Raw genomic sequence first — 19,818 nt, 5'->3', positions numbered from 1 at the left:
TATTTTGTACAGCAGACAATGACTGCCACCAAAAATATACTTAACAATTCTTTTATAAAACATTAACTATTTCTTGAAGTACTTTATAGCTTTTTTGCAGACTTATATATAAACAGCAGGCAAAAAAGTGAAAAGAAGAATATTTGAATCCCTGATCTACAGATATCAGCAGAATAAAGCTACAAAAGCAGAGCGTATGTTGGTCGATCGCTGGTATGAAACACTAGATCGGGAAGAAATTCCTGAAAGTGCAATAGATGAGGTCCAATTATGGAATAGGATACAACAGCAGATTGAAAATACCACTCCTCAAAAATCATCAATTCGGAAAATGGTCTATTGGATTGGATCTGTGGCGGCTACACTTTTGTTTTGCTTTAGCATATTGTTTTTAGGAAAACAAACCGATCTGGATGTCGTAAAAAAAGAAGCGAATTTAAAACCAGGGTACCGGATTTTTGAAACAGGAGTTGCACAACGGAAGAAGGTATTATTGGCAGACGGATCAACGATCATTTTAAATGCACGTTCCAAAATTAAATTGGATACCGTTTCATACGACAGAAAGGACCGTGTAGTAGAGCTACTTGCCGGAGAAGCATTTTTTGAAGTTAAAAAAGATTCCACAAAAGCTTTTGTTGTCAATACACAGCAATTACAGACAAAGGTATTGGGTACATCGTTTACGGTAAAAAACTACCGCGAATCGGATGAAATATCTGTATCTGTATTTACAGGTAAAGTACAAGTAGCGGCGGACAACAAGTCATTAGGCACATTGGAGCGCGGCGGACAGATTCGCTATACCAAAAACAACCACAGCAGTAACCAAGAGACTTTTGACCTCACTATACGTAATAGTTGGATTGAGGGAAAGATTTACCTAAAGCAAAGCAGTTTTGCAGAATTGGCATTAGCAGTTAAAAATATCTACAATGTAGATCTGAAAGCCGGTGATGATCAGATTGCCCGACAGCGCTACAGCATGCCGATATCGAAACAGCTCTCTTGGTCAGCAACCTTGGAAAGTATAAAAGCTGTCCACCATAACAAGTCTAGGAAGGAGGGGAGTACGGTGCATATCTACTAATTCGGGAATAAAAAAGAGCTGACGACTGCCATCATCAACTCTGGATCCTATAGCATCCATAAGGTGCTATAAAATAACATATACAAAAACTTATAGAGCTATTATATACGCATACAAATTTATGAAATACGTTACGAAAAACAATATTAAGTTTATGATCAAGTCATCATTGGTGGGACTACTTCTTTTAATCGTATCGGCAGAAATGCTTTTAGCATCAGGTGCATACGGCCAGTTGCTCAATAGAAAGATTTCAGTTTCTTTTAATGAATCTAATATTCCAGCAGCTTTCGAGCATTTGGAATCGCAAAATATACATATTGCCTTTGATGCCAATAAATATAATCTGTCAAAGGAAAAAGTGAATGCCAAAATTTTTAAAAATAGCAGTATAGGAGAAGTAGTGCGCTACCTTCTTAGGGGTACAGATCTGATACCTCAAGATAATGGGGTCTATATTACATTGGTCAAAAAACCACTACAGCAGGTAGGACGCATTTCCGGGAAAGTAATTGATGATCGAGGTCAGTTGTTGGCTAATGCTAGCATTAAGTTGGTCGGAACCAATAAGACGACACAGAGCAGTATTGATGGTAGTTATATTTTAACCGCTGTATCGGGGACTTATGTCTTGGAAGTCAGTTATCTATCTTATCAGACACAGCGCATAGAAGGCGTGAAAATAGAGGACGGAGAACTTACAGCATTAAATATTGCTATGAAAACGCAGACCAATAAGTTGGAAACGGCGGTCGTTAGTGTGTCGTTTAAAAAAGCATCTGTAGCAGGACTGTATGCCGCACAAAAGAACGCTGCCTCGGTGACTGATGGTATATCTGCCGAGCAGATTGCACGTACACCGGACAATGATATGGGGCAGGTGCTAAAGCGCGTTACTGGATTGACGACCGTCAACAATAGAAATGTGATTGTGCGGGGTATGTCCGATCGTTACAATCAAGCCATGTTGGATGGGGTAGTCATCCCAAGTACTTCGCAGAATAGACGTGATTTTTCTTTTGATATTATTCCAACCGAGATGGTGAGTTCTGTGGTGGTCAATAAAACGGCAACACCGGATGTATCGGCCGAATTCTCGGGCGGGCAGGTTTCAATCAATACGTTAGATATCCCGGATAAGGATTTTACCACAATACAATATGGCGTTGGAGGAAATTCCCGCACAACAGGAAAAGACTTTTATCGCCTTGGTGAACGGCATAATAGCGAATATTTTGGTTTTAATCATTCTTCTTCGAAGCAGCCCGAAGGGATACAGCCTTGGTTTTGGAATGGAGAAGCAAGACGTCTAGATGCCCCTCCAGGATATATATTGAACGATCAAAAATTGAATGAAGAATTTTTAATGCCAGGTTCAAATTTGAAGTACAATGACATTGATGCAATAGCCCAGTCCAAGCAAGTTAACGCAGATGCGATGAAATTATATCGCTACAAGGCCATTCCTAATCAAAATTTAAGGTTTGCATTGGGAAGGCGGTATAATTTTTCAAATGGATTACTGTTCGGTTTCTCTGCTTCTGCTAATATTCGAAATGAACAAAATATTGTCGCCTTTAATAATGTGCGAGGATCTGGTATCATTAATGGGTATGGAGAGAAGCAACATATGATAGAAAGTGATACGATCGGTCAGAATGGTGCAGGAACCTCCTATCGCTTTAATAGTAGTAGCGGATTGGTGGCGAATTTTGGACTAAAAGGACAGGATTTTAAGCTCGCATTTAAAAATATGTACGCCCGGACTTTTAACAATAATTATAGTGAAAATATCCGGTCAACCTTTACAAATTTAAATAACCCTCCGACCAAAAATCAATATCAATTACCTGAAACAATGTCTTTGCAGCAGCATCAGTTAAGCGGTGAATATCAGTTGCCGTGGAAAATCAAGGCTGAGGGTATGTTTGCCTATAATAGAATCAAGCAGCAGATTTTGGATGAACGTAAATTGCGATATGGATTAACGACAATATTAGACGGGAATTATATGTTTCAAAGTCCTAATTTATTAAGTCTTTCTAATTGGTCTAACCATTCCGAAACGGGTTTTGATTCCCGCATGTGGACTGAGATTAATGAAAATGATTTTAATTGGGCAATGGCATTTTCTCGAGTCTTTGGTGAAGGAAAATCCGTTAGCACTTTGGTTAAGGCTGGATATCAAGGCTGGAAAAAAAATCGTAATCTTTCGGTCTTTCGTTTGTTGCCATTTACCCGCTCTTATATGCCCGATGATCCTTCTAAATCGGCACCTGCTATTGAAAAACCTTATGATATATTGTTCTCTCCAGAAACTATCGGAAACGGAGTTGGTCAAGCTTATTATTATCCTGAGCCTATCGGTGGTAATGTTTATGATGGTGATATGAGTTCACATGCAGGGTATCTGATGTTGGATCAGAAATTTTGGAATAAGCTAAGATTAGTCTATGGATTCCGTGCCGAATACTACAATCTGTTAAATCGTCAGGATGAAATGTTTAGAAAGCAGAATGGCGATCCAGATGCAGATAATAATAAATTACTATTGTATAAACTGATGATTCGTGAAAATAATTGGAAATTTCTACCGTCCATTAATGCAACTTATAGTGTGACCAATACCTTTAATGTGAGAGGAAGTTATTCAAAGACGGCCATTCGTCCAGACTTTAGGGAGTCAGGTTTTTTTGGATTTTATGACTTTGAATTGGATGCTATTGTTTCAGGGGATAATGTCGAATCAACTTTTATCGATAATGTTGATCTGCGATTGGAATGGTATCCAAGTCCTGGTGAAATTATATCCTTAACAGGATTTTATAAATACTTAGATAAGCCAATAGAACTGATTGAAAATGAAGATGTAAGTCCCGGAACCGCATATGTTTTCAATAATATGGAGTCCGCAAAAAACATGGGGTTGGAATTTGAAGTTCGTAAAAACTTGAGTTTTATTGGTGAGGCCGACTGGCTATCTAAAGCTTTTCTAAACGCCAATGGAACATTGTTGAAATCTGAAGTTAACGCATTAAGTCAGTGGAGACATAAGTTGGTAGATGATCGTACAATTGCAGAACGCGAAAAAGAAAGAGCACCTAATCAAGATCGTCCACTAATGGGACAATCACCTTGGTTGTTGAATCTCGGTGTCGGTTATTGGGGAGATAGTTTTGGTGTAACAGCAAGCTATAATCATAGAGGCTATCGTACAAATACAGCCTCTGTAAATCCAAATAGGGTAGAATATGAACTTGCACCAAGGCAAATTGATTTTCAGGTGTATAAGCGTTTTTTGAAGCAGAAATTGGAGGTGAAATTTAATGCTGCCAATCTTCTGGATGAATGGACAAGGTATTATCAAAATCAATCAGCGTATAGTAATTCTCAAGGGGAAAAAGGAGAAATAATTTATGAGCTTGTTAAAGGAGATAATAAATATAATAGGGCGGACGACGATATTATAACCTATCGTAAAAAAGACGGTCGAAGATTTAGTCTTTCAGTGACCTATAATTTTTAAAATAATAAAAAATAACTGCGCGAGGCAGCTTCATGCCTCCCTTAAAAAATTGCACATGAGTTCCAAGTTTGGCCACATCGCACAACAGGAAGATAAAATAGAAGCAAAATAAGGGGGGATGAAAACAACTATGCAAACTTATGAAATGCTATCCCATAGGGATGCATAGTCTAAAAAATGATCTTGTGATGGCAAAACTAGTAATTATTTAACATAAAATGAAAAAAATCTTAACAGTAGCAAGTGTATGCGCAATTGCATTGACTTCTTGTAACAAAGACAACGTAGGACCTAATTCAGATTTGAATGCTGGTTTGCCAAACAAACCTCAAGCAACTATTCCAACAGATGCTTCAGGAATTATTACTAAAACAACGCTTTCTGCGGACACCGTATGGAAAATTGATGGTGTAGCTTTTGTAAAGCCAGGGGCAACATTAACTATTCAACCAGGTACGTACATTACTTCTGGTGTGACTAAAGCATACAACGATCAGATTACTGGATTGACACAAAATATCAAAGGGGTTTTGGTTGTTCCGAAAACGGCCAAATTGATTGCCAATGGTACTGCTGCGGCACCTATTGTATTTACTTCTCCGAATGCTGCTAACTCTCGTAATCCTGGAGATTTCGGAGGTGTTGTATTATTGGGTAGCGCAACTACAAATCAAGTTGCAACAAAAAGAATCGAAGGAATTCCTCAACCTGTAGGCGTAGATGTGACTTATGGTGGTACAAATGCAGCAGATAATTCAGGCTCATTAAAATATGTACGTATTGAGTTTGCTGGTTACAATTTAACTGCCGACAATGAAATCAACGGATTGACTTTAGGTGGCGTTGGTACTGGTACTACGCTAGAAAACATTCAAGTATCTTGGGGTAAAGATGATGGTTTTGAGTTCTTTGGAGGTACCGTCAATGCGAAATACTTAGTAGCATTATCAAATGACGATGATGATTTTGATTTTGATCATGGTTATACCGGAACAATCCAATATGCTTTATCATTGAAAGATCCTAATTCGACAAACAGTCTATCAGGCGGTAACTCTGATTCGAATGGTTTGGAGTCTGATAACGAAGGTACAGCTCCATATGCTCAAACACCTAAAACACGCCCAGTTTTGAAAAATTTCACATTCTTGGGTATTAAAGATGTTACTGTAGCCGGTACTAAATTGAAATTTGGTAACCGTTGGAGAAGAGGTACAGAATATGATATTCAAAACTCGATTATCGCAGGTTATGCAACAGGTGCTGCATTCCAAGACGGTGCTGCAGGTACGTTTACTGGAAATGTCGTCCATGCATATACTGCAGCTTTCAGTGGTGCTACTCCGACAGGAAATCAATCACTCGTTTCTACAGATGCGACAACATATTTGAAATTGGCAGGTGCTGCTAATATCTTTTATCCAGCATCAACTACATTTAATCCGGCTGTGTTAAGACCTTTAGCGGCGTCACCGGCATATGGTAATGGAACTACAACCTATAAAGGTGCATTCCATCCAACAACTGCTCCTTGGACAGCAACTTGGACGCAATTTGTGCCAAAAACTTATTAATATTTATTACTTGAGTGAGCCATAAAAATGGCTCACTTCTTAATTCTTTATGTATGATTAAAAATCTATTTATATATTTTGTTGCCCTTTGGGTTGGATGTATGTTGTATTCCTGTCAAAAAGGTGAGTTGGTTCAAGAACAGGAAGAATTAGCGAGGATTGCTTTTAAAACATATAGTGCTGTATCAGCAGATATAAAAAAAGTGATGGTTGATGGGAAAATTGCGAACAGTGATAAGAGCAACTTCATATTTATGAGAAATAAAGATGCCGATTCTTCATTGATCGTTGCTTACGATGGGAAGGATCAGGTAGTTCTAGAGCAACACCTAGCTATCAAACCTGGGCTAAATACCTTTGGTGTACATAGTAAAAGTCCCATAGATCCTTCACTAATTGTAGGGGGAAATCCTTTAGGTGATAGTGTTCTGCCGATTCCGGGTGTGATGCAAGTAAAGATATTAAATTATAATAAAACGATTTCACCAAATGGTGAACCAATTCGATTGGCGATTTATAAAGGAACGCCTGTTTATGATGAAAGTTGGGGACAGGATTTGGTCAAATATAATGATCCTCCTATCTTGATTACAGACTTGATATCGGATAAAATCCCTGAAAAGTTTACCAAAATACCAGTGGACCTCATTTTTGCTCCAAAGGCGCAGGTATTGGATAAGGATTCAAAACCAATCCTTATTGATGGACAAAAAGTCTATTTGTTTTTATATTTTGGGGTAGACATAGGTATTGTCTACTTACCTCAAAAAGAATCCGATGTTGCTTTTGATTCTGACGCAGTCTCAGAAATTGGCGGAATAGGATATAGTCTGGATAATATCTGGCTAAAAAAATAAATCCCATTTGAAAGGAGGGAGATCTGCCTATTGTTAGCGAAAAGGTCAACCATATTACCATAAAAGAATCCTTATGAAAGGAATCAATGATTTAAAACATCGAAAACTACTGGCACTCTCCCTGAATTTTCAGGGAGAAATTAAGCATGATATAGATGCCTCCGTGCTATTTGCCTTGGGTAAAGAGCTTAACGACCTGAATCAACTTTATAGTCAATATCAAGAAGTATTACTACAGTTGGAAATATTGGTCAAGGAATATGAAGTAAAAGAGCGTAATATTCGTTCCGGCATATTATCGCGTTCACTTCGTAAGCTTGTTAGAGAAGGACAAACCGGAGTTGACCTCCGCACCGTGATCAATTCTTTCAATTCCTGCGCACGCTGAAGAACGAATAGGTATTTTGATGCCTACTTTTCTAACGTGGACTTATTTCAATTGGAATCGTCTCATAACTGCTGCCTAGATATTGATGAATATTAGAATTGGTTTTATGCTTTTTATCAGAAGCGTTTCTAGCTTGAGGTTTATGTGCATTGATTGTATGTAACACTTCCTCAATAAGTGGATCTTGTATATCGCCTATGGGCACCAATGGTAAAAAATCAAATTCATTTATAGGCTTTTGTGGTAGAATTCCCGCATTGTAGTTCCCTTGGTCCAATTTGTTATAAATTTTATAAACCATTGGCAGCAAATGCCAGCTACGTTCGGAACCATGTATTTCTTCCGGTGTAGATATCGTGGAAGAAGCCATGTCCTTTCCGTAGGTTTTATCGCCAACTTGAATGACCTGTATGTAGGGCTGTAATCCATTAATGAGCATTTCGGAAGCCGAAGCTGTGTTGGGACCCGTTAGGATATGTATTCTATTTAGTCCCAGACCTTCTTTTAAAACTTCTTTGGCAACAAAAGAATAACCCTCTGGCTGTCTTTGTAGCGCAGCTGAAAAAGAGTCCTCCAGCTTTTTGATGTTTTTGTTTCCCTGATATTTTGCAAAGATCTCATTTTCTCTAATATTAGCGAATAGCAGCGCACAAAATGAAGCAAAAGCAACCTGTCCACCAGGGTTATAACGCAAATCGACAACAAGATCCTTTACCTGTTTGGATTTAAAATTTTGTACAGCTTCCAATAATGAATAAGCACCACTGAAGTCAAATTGACTTAAAAAAATGTAGCCTACTGTGGGAGACGACGAGATAATCTTAGACATATAAACAACAGGTTGTGAAATATAGGAGGCGGGTAGAATAAATATTTTCCCATCTTTTCGCTTCAGATTGATTGCAGGTAAATGAAAGGATTTATTTATCAGAGCTTTCATATTACTCTTATCCAAAAGCTCGTTGTTCATATAGGATAAAGTATCACCACGTTTTAGACCCAGTAAATCTGCTTCGCTAAATGGAACCACCTGAGTTACGACTTGGATAGTACCTGTTGCAACCTGTAGCTGCACCATGTCGAAGCCAAAAGTATTTGTCAAGGTATTACCGTAGGTGTCGCTGTTCAGGGTCTGCATTATCATTGAATAATGGTCATCTTGAAACAAAATACTTTTGAAGAATAGATCCGGACGTTGCTGATAATCGTTTGTTGTTCTGATTTTAGTATTCCAGTAATAATACTGTCGCATTTGATCCAGAGTCCAGTGGTTGATGGCCTCGTTTGAGCCGGGCTCTTTCAGCGATTCTTCTTTTTCACAGGAGAAGAGAATCACTGAAAAAAGGGTTAAAACAATACGATTTGATTTCCACATTTTTTAAAATCTTAACGACATAAAAATACGTATTATGGAAATGATATTGGCGTTATCTTTATGTTGTTCAAATGTTTATTTGGTTTAAACAACTTATCAAAGAATTCATATTGTGATGTTTTTATTTCATAAAAAAAGGCTACTCTATATGGAGTAGCCTTTATATGCCTGATGTTAAAATCTACTAATATATTGTAAACTCAACACGACGGTTTTGCTGGCGACCTTCTGCAGTTTTGTTAGATGCAATAGGTTGGTTTGGACCGTAACCAGTAGCTTCTATACGAGAAGGGTTAGCGCCTTTAGATACTAAATAAGCTTTTACTGACTCAGCACGCTCTTTAGATAATCTTAAGTTCAATTGTAATGAACCAGTGTTATCTGTGTGACCAGCTAATTTTAAACTGAAATCTTTTTCAATTAATAAAGCAGCAACTCGATCTAAAGAATTGTATGAAGTAGAACGGATAACAGATTTACCAGTTTCGAATTCTAAGTTTTTGATTGCTTCATCAACAGTTCTTCTATCCGTCTCCGTGATAACTTTCTCTACAATTTTAGTTTCATTTTTAACAAGAATTGGACAACCAGCACCATCTACTTGAACACCTGAAGGTGTACCTGGACATTTGTCAAATTTGTTAGCAACACCATCACCATCATCATCTTGTAAGTCAGCGTTCAATGACTCTACTTTAGATTGTAATGCTTTATTAGCAGCATCCAATGCATCACGTTGTGCTTTTAAATCATCATATTTTGCAGTATAATCATTTACTAACGTAGCAACAGGATTTGAATTATTCAAAGTAGGTTTCGAACCATCTCCTAAAGCAATCTCTAAACCAGCATGTGCATACGAGAATAAATCATTTTTGAATGTTGGAGCAGGAGTAGCACCCGGTATAGATCCATCAAATTTCTGATTCGCCCAGTTCAACTGGTATCCTAAATCTAAATTAATCCCTTTTGCAATAGCGAATTTCAATCCGAAATCAGCAGGGACAAATAACTTCGATTGAGAATCATATGTAGTACTTGTTGAACCCATCGTTACCGTTGCTTCAGAATTTAATACCCCAATACCTAATGATACATAAGGTTTGATAAAACTGTTGAAAAATCTCCAATTGGTATTAGCCATTGTCCACTCTCCAGATAAAGCTGCTGACCAAGGTGTTTTAGTTTCGAAAGATTGTGAACCATCATCATATGCTCCACCAACTTTACCGCCTAAATAAGAAGCTTTAAATCCAAAAGAAGGAGATATTTGTTTCTTAATGTATGCCGAATAACCAACATTGTGATCTAAATCATTGTAATCTTTACGGTTGAAACCAAAAATATTAGTTTGATTTAAAACCCCAGCACCAATACCGATAGACCAAGTTCTGTATTGAGTAGATGGTCCTAGTGGTGTAGTGCCCTCTATAGAACCAACTTTTGCATTTTGTGCAAATGAAGCAGATGCCAATAATCCAGCTGCTACTAATAATCCACTTTTCTTAAGGTTAATCTTCATATTATTTAAATTTGATTTTAAATTTCTTTATAGTGCTCTAGACAATAATGTTGCCAAATATTGGACGTCTGCTACAATCAGAGTTACATTTATCCCCTCTTGTAGACAATTGTCTACTTTGCTATTTTCTTAATTTTAAAAAAAAACGCCATAATGTATACTATTAGTAACATTACAGCGTTTGTGTGTACTTTATTTAGGAATTGTGCTATTCGGATTCGTTTTGCCAAAAAAGTTAGGAATAACAATCCCCATCGCCATTTCTTTGATTATATTTTCATTAAACAAGTTCTGAAAAAATGTTTTACGGCTCTTTGTTATTAAAATAATATCAATATTTTCATCGCGAATCATCGTTTGTATTCCATTCGCAATTTTCTCAGCAGAATTTGCAAAATGACTTCTATTTTTTACGGTATAGGAAATGTCGTCAATGCCCGTTTCTGTAATGATATTGTCTATCCATTCCGTAAGCTTTTTATCCAAGATCTTAATATCAACCTCCTCTTTGTTAATATGAATCAATAATAAATGAAATTTACTGCCAAAGACAGGAATCGCCTGTTTTAACACCTCTAATTCACCTGGTTTAAAATTCGTTAACAAAGCAATCGTATCCTTTTTATATGCGGTTGCATTAGCAGGTATGGCTAAAATTGGAGTTTGTGAATCACGGATTACATCATAAGTATTACTCCCTATTAATACAGACTCTAATCCAGAGGCACCCTTTGTACCCATAACAACAACTTTATACTGATTTCTTGCCGTTTCTTTACTAATAACTTCAGCAAGAATCCCTTCATCGAAAAGTTGGCTTATGACCAAAGTAGGCCATTTTTCTTTTACCACGCCGACAAGTTGATTGAGTTGTTCCTCAGATTCCTTTATAGTTGGATCAACAATGTGTTCCCCATGGACCATAAAATTGGCGTATTTGTTTACATGTCGGGTGTAAACATGTAAGAAAACAAGTTCATCTTGATTTTCAAGAGCAATTTCTCTTGCGTATCGTGCAGCAATAATCGAGTTTTCAGAAAAGTCGATCGGAACTAATATTTTGCCCATAATAATTAAGCTTTAGAAAAAAATGTTGGAATAATAGGATGATGAATGATTTGTTTGGCGACAGATTTTTTGAACAATCTTTCAAAAAATGACTTACGTGTTTTCGTGATCAATACAACATCGATTTCTTCATCTTTGATGATATCATTGATTACCTCAGGAATAGTGTCCAATTCTTCTACATCAGTTTGTATAGAATCTACTTCTATATCCACATCGGTTATTTCCGTGTGCTTTTTGATTTGATATTTCCAAATTTCTAATTTATCCTCAATGTCAGATTCAGACTCCGAATGGTAGTGTACGTGAATAATCTGTACTTTGACATCAGATCCGAATATTTTGATGTATTCATTTAACGTATCCAATTCAGCATATTTAAAATTGGACAATAAACCTATTTTCTTAATATCTTTTGTTTGGTAATTAAAGGGGATCGCAATAACGGGAATATTACTTTTCTGACTAACAGCATATGTTGTACTGCCCACTATCACACTGGTATCATCTGTTTTACCCTTAGTACCCATGATAATAGCCGAATAAGTAGTATTTTTCGTTTCTTTCAACAGGGACTCCGTAATAATGCCGCGCTCACATTTTGACGTGAAAACGATAGTAGGATTATTGGCCTTTAGTTTCTCGATTAAATCAGCCATTAAAACATCTGCTTTGAAATTATCATCAGAACTATCACTGTTTACATCATCAAAAGTACTGGACGAAACGGTATAGTTATGATATAAATGAATATCAAACCCTCTCTTTTTTGCCAAATCAATTGCAAATTGAACAGCCGTGTTGGCGTTCTCTGAAAAATCAATCGGGACTAAAATTTTATTGCTCATGTTGTTTGGTAATTAGTTTTATTACGTACACTTTCTTTAATTAATAATGATATAATTTCATCATTGTAGCTTAACACATTTTGTATCGGTTAAGTTTGTTTTTGACTGTTGTAAAGATATTTTTTCCAATGATCTAAACATGTGCTTAATTTAATGAAATAAAGTGATTTTAAGCACAAATTTAAATAAGACGTATCACGACCATTAATTTTCCTTGTTCCTATTGTAGAGTGAAATTGAATTATTCCTAAAAATAGTCAAAATTTATTTTATTTCATGACACTTTTAGTACATTATTATGAACTAAAAGACATCCGTCTAATTGCATAACGAGGCAATTTTAAGTAAGTTTGCAACATCATAATTAGACAATTAGATTTTCAATGACAAGTAGAGAAATTCGTCAGGCTTTTTTGGATTTTTTCAAAAGTAAAGGACACCAAATCGTACCATCTGCACCAGTTGTGGTGAAAAATGACCCCACATTGATGTTTACAAACGCGGGAATGAATCAGTTTAAAGATTTATTTTTAGGCGAAGCCGCCATTAAATTTCCACGTGTCGCCGATACACAGCGTTGTTTACGTGTTTCTGGTAAACATAATGATTTGGAAGAAGTAGGTATTGATACCTACCACCATACCTTATTTGAAATGTTGGGCAATTGGAGCTTTGGCGATTATTTCAAAAAAGAGGCTATTCAGTGGGCTTGGGAGTTATTTACTGATGTATACAAATTAGATAAAGACCGTCTTTACGTAACGATTTTCGAAGGTGATGATTCAGAAGGACTAGCAAAGGATACTGAAGCCTATGATTTTTGGAAAGCTTTAATCGCTGAAGATCGTATTCTATTAGGAAATAAAAAAGATAATTTTTGGGAAATGGGAGAGACAGGACCATGTGGTCCATGTTCCGAAATCCATTACGATATGCGTACGCAAGAAGAACGTCAAGAAGTAGCTGGACAGTCACTTGTTAACGCCGATCATCCGCAAGTAATTGAAGTATGGAATTTGGTTTTCATGCAGTTCAACCGTCTAAAAGATGGTTCATTGCAACCTTTACCAGCAAAACATGTGGATACAGGAATGGGTTTTGAGCGTTTGGTACGTTCTATTCAAGGGAAAACATCTAACTACGATACCGATGTTTTTCAGCCTACTATTCAGTTCATCTCTCAAAAAGCCGGGATAGCTTATGGTGCGGATGAGAAAACAGATATTGCAATGCGTGTAGTTGCAGACCATATTCGGGCGATTAGTTTTGCCATTGCCGATGGTCAGCTACCTTCTAATAATAAAGCAGGTTATGTAATCCGTCGTATTTTACGTCGTGCAGTGCGTTATGCGTATACCTTCCTAAATTTCAAAACACCATTCATAAATGAGCTAGTCCCTTTGTTGGCGGCACAGTTTGATGGTGTATTTAACGAATTGAAAGCACAGGAAAGTTTTGTTCAAAAAGTAATCTTAGAAGAGGAAGTGTCTTTCTTAAGAACTTTAGTCACAGGAGTACAGCGTTTCGAAAATTATGCTGAATCAAATACAACTGTTGATGGTGATTTTGCATTTGAATTATATGATACTTATGGCTTTCCAATAGACTTGACCGAGTTACTAGCGAGAGAGAAAAATCTTTCCGTTGATATGGTCGGTTTTAATAAAGCATTGCAGATCCAAAAAGACCGTTCACGTGCAGCAACTGCCATTGATACAGGAGACTGGATTTTAGTCAATGAAGATGAAGGCTTTGAATTTGTTGGATACGATACACTAAGTGCAAAAACAGAAATTGTAAAATACCGTAAAGTTTCAGCAAAAGGAAAAGACCAATTTCAATTGGTTTTATCGGTCACACCTTTTTATGCAGAAGGTGGTGGTCAGGTCGGTGACACTGGAGTTTTGATTTCTGAAGCTACAGGTGAGAAGATATTTGTAACCGATACAAAAAAGGAAAATGGGTTGTTCGTACATTTTATAGATACCCTCCCACAAAGTTTTGAAGGCCTTTTTGTAGCTCAAGTCGATCAGGCAAAAAGACAGGATACAGAGAATAATCACTCTGCGACGCATTTATTGCACGCTGCATTAAAGCAGGTATTAGGCGATCATGTGAATCAAAAAGGTTCCTTAGTAAATGATGATATTTTACGTTTTGATGTTTCTCACTTCTCTAAAGTAACAGAAGAGGAAATCAAACAAGTCGAAGATATTGTCAATGCTAAGATTCGTGAAAATATTTCATTGAAAGAAGAACGCAATATTCCTTACCAACAAGCATTAGATTCAGGAGTAACTGCGTTGTTTGGTGAAAAATATGGCGATTATGTGCGTGTCATTACTTTTGATGATCAATTTTCAAAAGAACTATGTGGTGGTACGCATGTTAAAGCTACCGGTCAGATCGGTTTCTTTAAGATTACATCAGAGTCTGCCGTTGCAGCAGGTGTACGTCGTATCGAAGCGATTACAGGAACGAAATCTGCAGCAGTGATCCGTGAACATTTTGAATTAGTTGACCAAATCAAAGGGTTATTAAATAATCCAAAAGACTTTGTTGCCGCAATGGGTAAAATCCTGGACGAAAACAGTGCTTTGAAAAAGGAAATTGAAAAAACGATTATTGAAAAATCATTAGCGTTAAAATCAGACCTCGAAAGCAAATTACAACAAGTAGGTGATGTTAATTTCTTAGCCACAGTTGTTGATTTGCCAAACGCAGAGGCTGTAAAGACCTTAGCTTACGCATTAAAAGGAGCCGTTAATAACTTATTCTTAGTAATAGGAGCTGATTTTGACGGTAAACCAAGTTTGACCGTTGTCATCTCAGATGAATTAGCAAAATCAAAAGGCTTGAATGCTGGAAATATTATCCGGGATTTAGCAAAAGACATCCAAGGTGGTGGTGGAGGACAGCCGTTCTTTGCGACAGCCGGAGGAAAAAATAGTGCCGGATTACAAACAGCGATAGATAGAGCAATAGAATTTATAAAATAAAACGAATATGATGAAGCAGACGTTGCTAGTGGTGGGTTGTTTATTTTTATTTCTAATCGGATGTAAAAATAAAGATGAGTTTACAATTTCTGGCCAAATTGAAAATCCAGGAAATATTAAAGTAATATCGTTATACGAAGGCGAAAGAAAATTGGACTCCATGTTTTTTGGAGACAAAAATGCCTTTCAATTTAAAAGACCTACTAGTCAGGCGCGTCTATTATCACTTCGTGTAGGTAAAAATCGTTATGATTTAATTGCTTCACCAGGAGAGGACATTGTTTTCAAGGCAGATCTTCAGAAAGATGTTAACGATTATCAATTAGAGGGCTCTGAGTTGTCATCATCGATTCAGAGTTTCTCAAAAATGAGAAATCGACGTGATGCAGTTCGCGATTCCTTACAGGCAGATTTTGCGAAGAAATCCATCTCAGCTGATGTGGATGATATTGAAAATCTGCGTAGTGAGTACAAACAAAAGTTTACAGAGCAATTGCAGTACTATACAAAAGCAGCGGTAGATTTTGCTGAACAGCACGATGATATCGCTGGATTTTATGCCATCAGTACACTAGACCCGGAAATTGCAGAAGCTGAAATCATAACCTATGCCGATAAGATAAAAGATAAGTTCTTAGATAATGGCTATGTTACCCAGTTTAAAGAAGAAACAAATAAACTGAGAAAGTTGGCTGTAGGTCAACCAGCTCCAGACTTTGAATCGTTCACACCTAACAATAAATCCATCAAGTTATCAGATTTCAAAGGAAAATATGTTCTGTTGGATTTTTGGGCGTCTTGGTGTATGCCATGTCGTCAAGAAAATCCGAATATTGTCAAATTATATAATCAATACAAAGGAAAAGGTTTTGACGTTTTCGGAGTATCTCTTGATGATAATCCGGGACCATGGATGCGTGCCATAGCAGATGATCAGTTACAATGGACGCAGGCATCTGATTTAAAAGCATGGGGATCCGTTGTTGTTGGTCTGTATCGAATCACAGGGATACCAGCCTCCTATGTCTTAAATCCAGAAGGCTTGATCATTGCTAAAAACCTACGCGGTAAAGAATTGGAAGATTTTTTAAAGAAAACTTTAAAATAGCGCAAATTAAATATTAACTTTCGTAATGTTACTTAACAATTTAATAACACTTCGTTAATGTTTTGTTGTCATTTTGTTCATAATTTAGCAAAAAAAAAAGATGAGCATTGCAAAGCAAAAAATATTAGTAGTTGATGACGAGCAAGATATTCTAGAGTTAATTGCTTACAATCTTAAGCGTGAAGGATATCAAGTATCGACTGCTTCGAATGGTCACGAAGCTATCAATGTAGCAAAGGATATTAATCCAGATCTGATTATTTTGGATGTTATGATGCCTAAGATGGACGGTATCGAAGCCTGCCGATTAATGCGTGCTATGCCAGAGTTTAAAAATACATTTATGGTATTTTTAACGGCTAGAAGTGAAGAGTATTCTGAAATTGCAGGTTTCCATGTTGGAGCCGACGATTATATTGCAAAGCCTATCAAGCCCCGTGCTTTGATGAGCCGTATCAATGCCATTCTAAGAAGAAATGTTTCGGAAGAAGCAGCACGATCACAAGACAGATTAGAGATTATGGATCTGGTGATTGATCGTGATTCTTTTTTAGTGTACCGTGGAGAACAGAAAATTGTACTTGCAAAAAAAGAATTTGAATTGATGTACTTATTAGCATCAAAACCAAATAAAGTTTTTACAAGAGAACAAATTTTGAAAAGTATTTGGGAAGATTCAGTAGTTGTTACCAACAGAACAATTGATGTACACATCAGAAAGCTTAGAGAAAAAATTGGTGAAGATTATGTAACCACCGTTAAAGGTGTTGGATACAAATTTGATGTTGCCTAATTGATAAGATATAATTATAATTAAAAGCAGTAATGGATCCCATTACTGCTTTTTTGTTTGTAGAGGTATAATCGATAACATCTTGATCAACTTCAGTTTTAAGTCATCCAATTAAATATAAAACAAGCAGGCTTAATGCAACAGATTTAAAAGACCAAATTTTCAAACTCATAAAGTATGTAAGCATCCAATTGTGTATTTTTAGGCTGTAAATATTCAAATGCTTATATTTGTATATCATATTAAACATTACCATCATCCATGTCAACAATACTTATAAAATCTGCACAAATCGTTAATGAAGGGAAGATTACCACTTCAGATGTCTATATCAGTAATGGCCGTATCGAGATGATCGCCGCAGAGATTAACCACCCTGCCGATAGAGAGATTAATGCCGAAGGATTACACCTTTTACCCGGATTAATTGACGATCAAGTACACTTTCGTGAACCAGGATTGACGCACAAAGCTGATATCTGGCATGAAAGCCGTGCCGCAGTAGCTGGAGGTACAACATCATTTATGGAAATGCCCAATACAGTACCCAATACTTTAACACAATCTTTGTTACAAGATAAGTACGATATCGCCTCTCAAAATGCTTTAGCCAACTACTCATTTTTTATGGGTGCAGCCAATGATAATCTGGAAGAAGTACTCAAAACAAACCCTCGTGATGTCTGTGGTGTCAAAGTATTCATGGGATCATCAACTGGTAATATGTTGGTAGACAATGAGCGTGCATTGGAACAGATATTTGCTAACTCGCCCACATTAGTAGCCACACACTGCGAAGATGAAGCCACTATCCAGGAAAACCTTGCTATATATAAAGAGAAATATGGCGAAGCAGGATTGACAATAGATATGCATCCCCTTATTCGTTCGGCAGAAGCTTGCTACATCTCATCCTCCAAAGCTGTAGAATTAGCGAAAAAGAACAATACCCGCTTACATATTCTGCACATCTCTACTGCTAAAGAAATCGGACTATTCAGAAATGACATTCCATTGGCAGAAAAATTAATTACAGCTGAAGCATGTATTCACCATATGTGGTTCTCCGATGTCGATTACAAGACAAAAGGTAATTTTATCAAATGGAATCCAGCTGTTAAAACAGCAGATAATAGAGATGCCATTGTAAAAGCGGTATTGGATGGACATATCGATGTAATTGCTACCGATCATGCCCCACATACCATTGCTGAAAAGACACAAGCTTATAGCGCAGCACCATCTGGAGGGCCATTGGTACAACATGCATTACAAGCTTTATTGGACATGTACCATGAGGGCAAGATCACTTTAGAGCAGATCGTTCAAAAGTCAGCACACAATACAGCAATTTGCTTCCAGATTGAGGAACGTGGATTTATTCGTGAAGGATATTGGGCAGATTTAGTACTGGTAGATTTAAATAAACCTTATACGGTTACAAAATCAAATATACTGTCAAAATGTGGCTGGTCTCCATTTGAAGATCATACCTTTAAATCTTCTATCGAGCACACCATTGTATCAGGACAATTAGCCTATTCCAAAGGGAGCTTGATCGAGTACGGCTCTGGTAGACGTTTATTATTTAACAGATAATCATGATCATCCAGGACTATGGATAAAAGAACATTTTTAAAATCCTTAGGCTTAGTCGCAACAGGAATACCTGCACTATCATTTGCAAAGGAAGATTTCTTTGAAACAAAAGCAGATCAAAAGAAATTATTTGCTCAAGTATTGCGCAAAGGAGATACCATCGGATTAATAGCTCCTGCGGGAGTTATTGATACCGAAGAAGCCATTGTTATGACCCGCGAAATTTTTGAAAACTTTGGTTTCAAAATCAAGGAAGGAAAACATATCCGAAGTAGATATGGTAATTTTGCAGGAAAAGATGAAGAGCGCCTAGCCGATATCCACAGCATGTTTGCAGACAAAGAAGTGAAAGCGATTGTCTGTATACGCGGAGGAGCAGGAGCATCCCGTTTATTACCACATATTGATTATCAACTCATCGCCAATAACCCCAAAGTATTATTAGGTTATAGCGATATTACTGCACTGATCATGGCCTTCTATAAAAAGACCGGTTTAATATCCTTTCACGGCGCAGTCGGTATCAGTACATGGAGTAATACCGTTGCTAAAAATTTTGAAAATCAATTTTTCCTTAATCAGCCGGCACAATTTGCAAACCCAACAGAAAAAGGCGATAACTTTATCCAGTACAAAGAGCGGATCACGACCTTAAAGTCAGGACAAGCAACAGGTACACTACTAGGAGGAAACCTGACATTGCTCAGTGGGTTATGCGGGTCAGCCTATTTGCCGGATTTTAAAAATGCCATACTCTTCCTAGAAGAAGTAGATGAAAATATAGAGCGCGTGGACCGGATGTTCTGTCAATTAAAATTAGCAGGAATTTTGGATCAGATCAAAGGTTTCGTCTTTGGTAAGTGTACGGACTGTGGGCCAGCAGGAGGTTATGGTTCTCTTACGCTCGAACAGGTATTGAACGATTATATCAAACCGCTCGGGATTCCTGCTTATTCAGGAGCCATGATCGGACATATTGCCAATCAATTTATATTACCGGTAGGAGCACAGGTCAAAATAGATGCCGACAAAGGAACCATTACACTTTTAGAGAAAGTACTAAAAGATTAA

General features: G+C 37.1%; 14 protein-coding genes. 10 read left to right on the top strand and 4 right to left on the bottom strand.

Features of this window, described 5'->3' with window-relative positions:
• Positions 1–127: 127 nt before the first annotated feature.
• The 5 genes from M2265_RS11615 to M2265_RS11595 all read left to right on the top strand — a co-directional run bounded on the left by M2265_RS11615 (position 128) and on the right by M2265_RS11595 (position 7,435).
• The gene (locus tag M2265_RS11615; RefSeq protein ID WP_132772241.1) at positions 128–1,090 is read left to right on the top strand and encodes a FecR family protein; all 963 of its coding nucleotides are present in this window, start codon (positions 128–130) and stop codon (positions 1,088–1,090) included.
• Positions 1,091–1,211: 121 nt separating this feature from the next.
• Complete coding sequence (locus M2265_RS11610; protein ID WP_132772243.1) at positions 1,212–4,616, top strand: TonB-dependent receptor; 3,405 nt, start codon at positions 1,212–1,214, stop codon at positions 4,614–4,616.
• Positions 4,617–4,834: 218 nt separating this feature from the next.
• The gene (locus M2265_RS11605; protein WP_132772244.1) at positions 4,835–6,190 is read left to right on the top strand and encodes a hypothetical protein; all 1,356 of its coding nucleotides are present in this window, start codon (positions 4,835–4,837) and stop codon (positions 6,188–6,190) included.
• Between the two features lie 53 nt (positions 6,191–6,243).
• Entirely contained in the window at positions 6,244–7,047 is an 804-nt protein-coding gene (locus M2265_RS11600; RefSeq protein ID WP_031286940.1) for a hypothetical protein, read from the top strand.
• A gap of 73 nt (positions 7,048–7,120) precedes the next feature.
• Entirely contained in the window at positions 7,121–7,435 is a 315-nt protein-coding gene (locus M2265_RS11595) for a hypothetical protein (protein ID WP_132772246.1), read from the top strand.
• Between the two features lie 31 nt (positions 7,436–7,466).
• Here M2265_RS11595 and M2265_RS11590 read toward each other — a convergent pair whose 3' ends face one another.
• From M2265_RS11590 to M2265_RS11575, 4 genes are all read right to left on the bottom strand, one after another.
• On the bottom strand, positions 7,467–8,810 hold the full coding sequence (locus M2265_RS11590; protein ID WP_132772247.1) for a S41 family peptidase: 1,344 nt from the start codon (positions 8,808–8,810) through the stop codon (positions 7,467–7,469).
• 184 nt (positions 8,811–8,994) lie between these two features.
• Positions 8,995–10,332: an OmpA family protein gene (locus tag M2265_RS11585; protein ID WP_132772249.1), complete on the bottom strand. Its 1,338-nt coding sequence runs from the start codon at positions 10,330–10,332 to the stop codon at positions 8,995–8,997.
• Between the two features lie 192 nt (positions 10,333–10,524).
• Positions 10,525–11,400, bottom strand: coding sequence for a universal stress protein (locus M2265_RS11580; RefSeq protein WP_132772250.1), 876 nt, complete (start codon positions 11,398–11,400; stop codon positions 10,525–10,527).
• A 5-nt stretch (positions 11,401–11,405) separates the two neighbouring features.
• Positions 11,406–12,248 carry a universal stress protein gene (locus tag M2265_RS11575; RefSeq protein ID WP_021191118.1) on the bottom strand — a complete coding sequence of 281 codons (843 nt, stop codon included), beginning with the start codon at positions 12,246–12,248 and terminating at the stop codon, positions 11,406–11,408.
• Positions 12,249–12,631: 383 nt separating this feature from the next.
• On the opposite strand from M2265_RS11575, the gene alaS reads away from it, so the two are divergent.
• From alaS to M2265_RS11550, 5 genes are all read left to right on the top strand, one after another.
• Positions 12,632–15,247: an alanine--tRNA ligase gene (gene alaS / locus M2265_RS11570; RefSeq protein WP_132772252.1), complete on the top strand. Its 2,616-nt coding sequence runs from the start codon at positions 12,632–12,634 to the stop codon at positions 15,245–15,247.
• A 7-nt stretch (positions 15,248–15,254) separates the two neighbouring features.
• A complete protein-coding gene (locus M2265_RS11565) occupies positions 15,255–16,355 on the top strand; it encodes a TlpA family protein disulfide reductase (protein ID WP_243655484.1) in 1,101 nt (366 codons plus the stop codon).
• Between the two features lie 100 nt (positions 16,356–16,455).
• Complete coding sequence (locus M2265_RS11560) at positions 16,456–17,148, top strand: response regulator transcription factor (protein ID WP_021189425.1); 693 nt, start codon at positions 16,456–16,458, stop codon at positions 17,146–17,148.
• 261 nt (positions 17,149–17,409) lie between these two features.
• The gene (locus M2265_RS11555; protein ID WP_132772254.1) at positions 17,410–18,747 is read left to right on the top strand and encodes a dihydroorotase; all 1,338 of its coding nucleotides are present in this window, start codon (positions 17,410–17,412) and stop codon (positions 18,745–18,747) included.
• An 18-nt stretch (positions 18,748–18,765) separates the two neighbouring features.
• A complete protein-coding gene (locus M2265_RS11550) occupies positions 18,766–19,818 on the top strand; it encodes a S66 peptidase family protein (RefSeq protein ID WP_132772256.1) in 1,053 nt (350 codons plus the stop codon).

Source organism: Sphingobacterium kitahiroshimense (genome assembly GCF_025961315.1).
Lineage (GTDB): Bacteria > Bacteroidota > Bacteroidia > Sphingobacteriales > Sphingobacteriaceae > Sphingobacterium > Sphingobacterium anhuiense.
This window is presented reverse-complemented; position numbering and strand designations above follow the sequence as displayed.

Coding starts and splice junctions, on each gene's coding strand:
- M2265_RS11610 (WP_132772243.1), top strand. CDS start 1,212: ATGAAATACGTTACGAAAAACAATATTAAGTTTATGATCAAGTCATCA.
- M2265_RS11605 (WP_132772244.1), top strand. CDS start 4,835: ATGAAAAAAATCTTAACAGTAGCAAGTGTATGCGCAATTGCATTGACT.
- M2265_RS11600 (WP_031286940.1), top strand. CDS start 6,244: ATGATTAAAAATCTATTTATATATTTTGTTGCCCTTTGGGTTGGATGT.
- M2265_RS11595 (WP_132772246.1), top strand. CDS start 7,121: ATGAAAGGAATCAATGATTTAAAACATCGAAAACTACTGGCACTCTCC.
- M2265_RS11590 (WP_132772247.1), bottom strand. CDS start 8,810: ATGTGGAAATCAAATCGTATTGTTTTAACCCTTTTTTCAGTGATTCTC.
- M2265_RS11585 (WP_132772249.1), bottom strand. CDS start 10,332: ATGAAGATTAACCTTAAGAAAAGTGGATTATTAGTAGCAGCTGGATTA.
- M2265_RS11580 (WP_132772250.1), bottom strand. CDS start 11,400: ATGGGCAAAATATTAGTTCCGATCGACTTTTCTGAAAACTCGATTATT.
- M2265_RS11575 (WP_021191118.1), bottom strand. CDS start 12,248: ATGAGCAATAAAATTTTAGTCCCGATTGATTTTTCAGAGAACGCCAAC.
- alaS (WP_132772252.1), top strand. CDS start 12,632: ATGACAAGTAGAGAAATTCGTCAGGCTTTTTTGGATTTTTTCAAAAGT.
- M2265_RS11565 (WP_243655484.1), top strand. CDS start 15,255: ATGATGAAGCAGACGTTGCTAGTGGTGGGTTGTTTATTTTTATTTCTA.
- M2265_RS11560 (WP_021189425.1), top strand. CDS start 16,456: ATGAGCATTGCAAAGCAAAAAATATTAGTAGTTGATGACGAGCAAGAT.
- M2265_RS11555 (WP_132772254.1), top strand. CDS start 17,410: ATGTCAACAATACTTATAAAATCTGCACAAATCGTTAATGAAGGGAAG.
- M2265_RS11550 (WP_132772256.1), top strand. CDS start 18,766: ATGGATAAAAGAACATTTTTAAAATCCTTAGGCTTAGTCGCAACAGGA.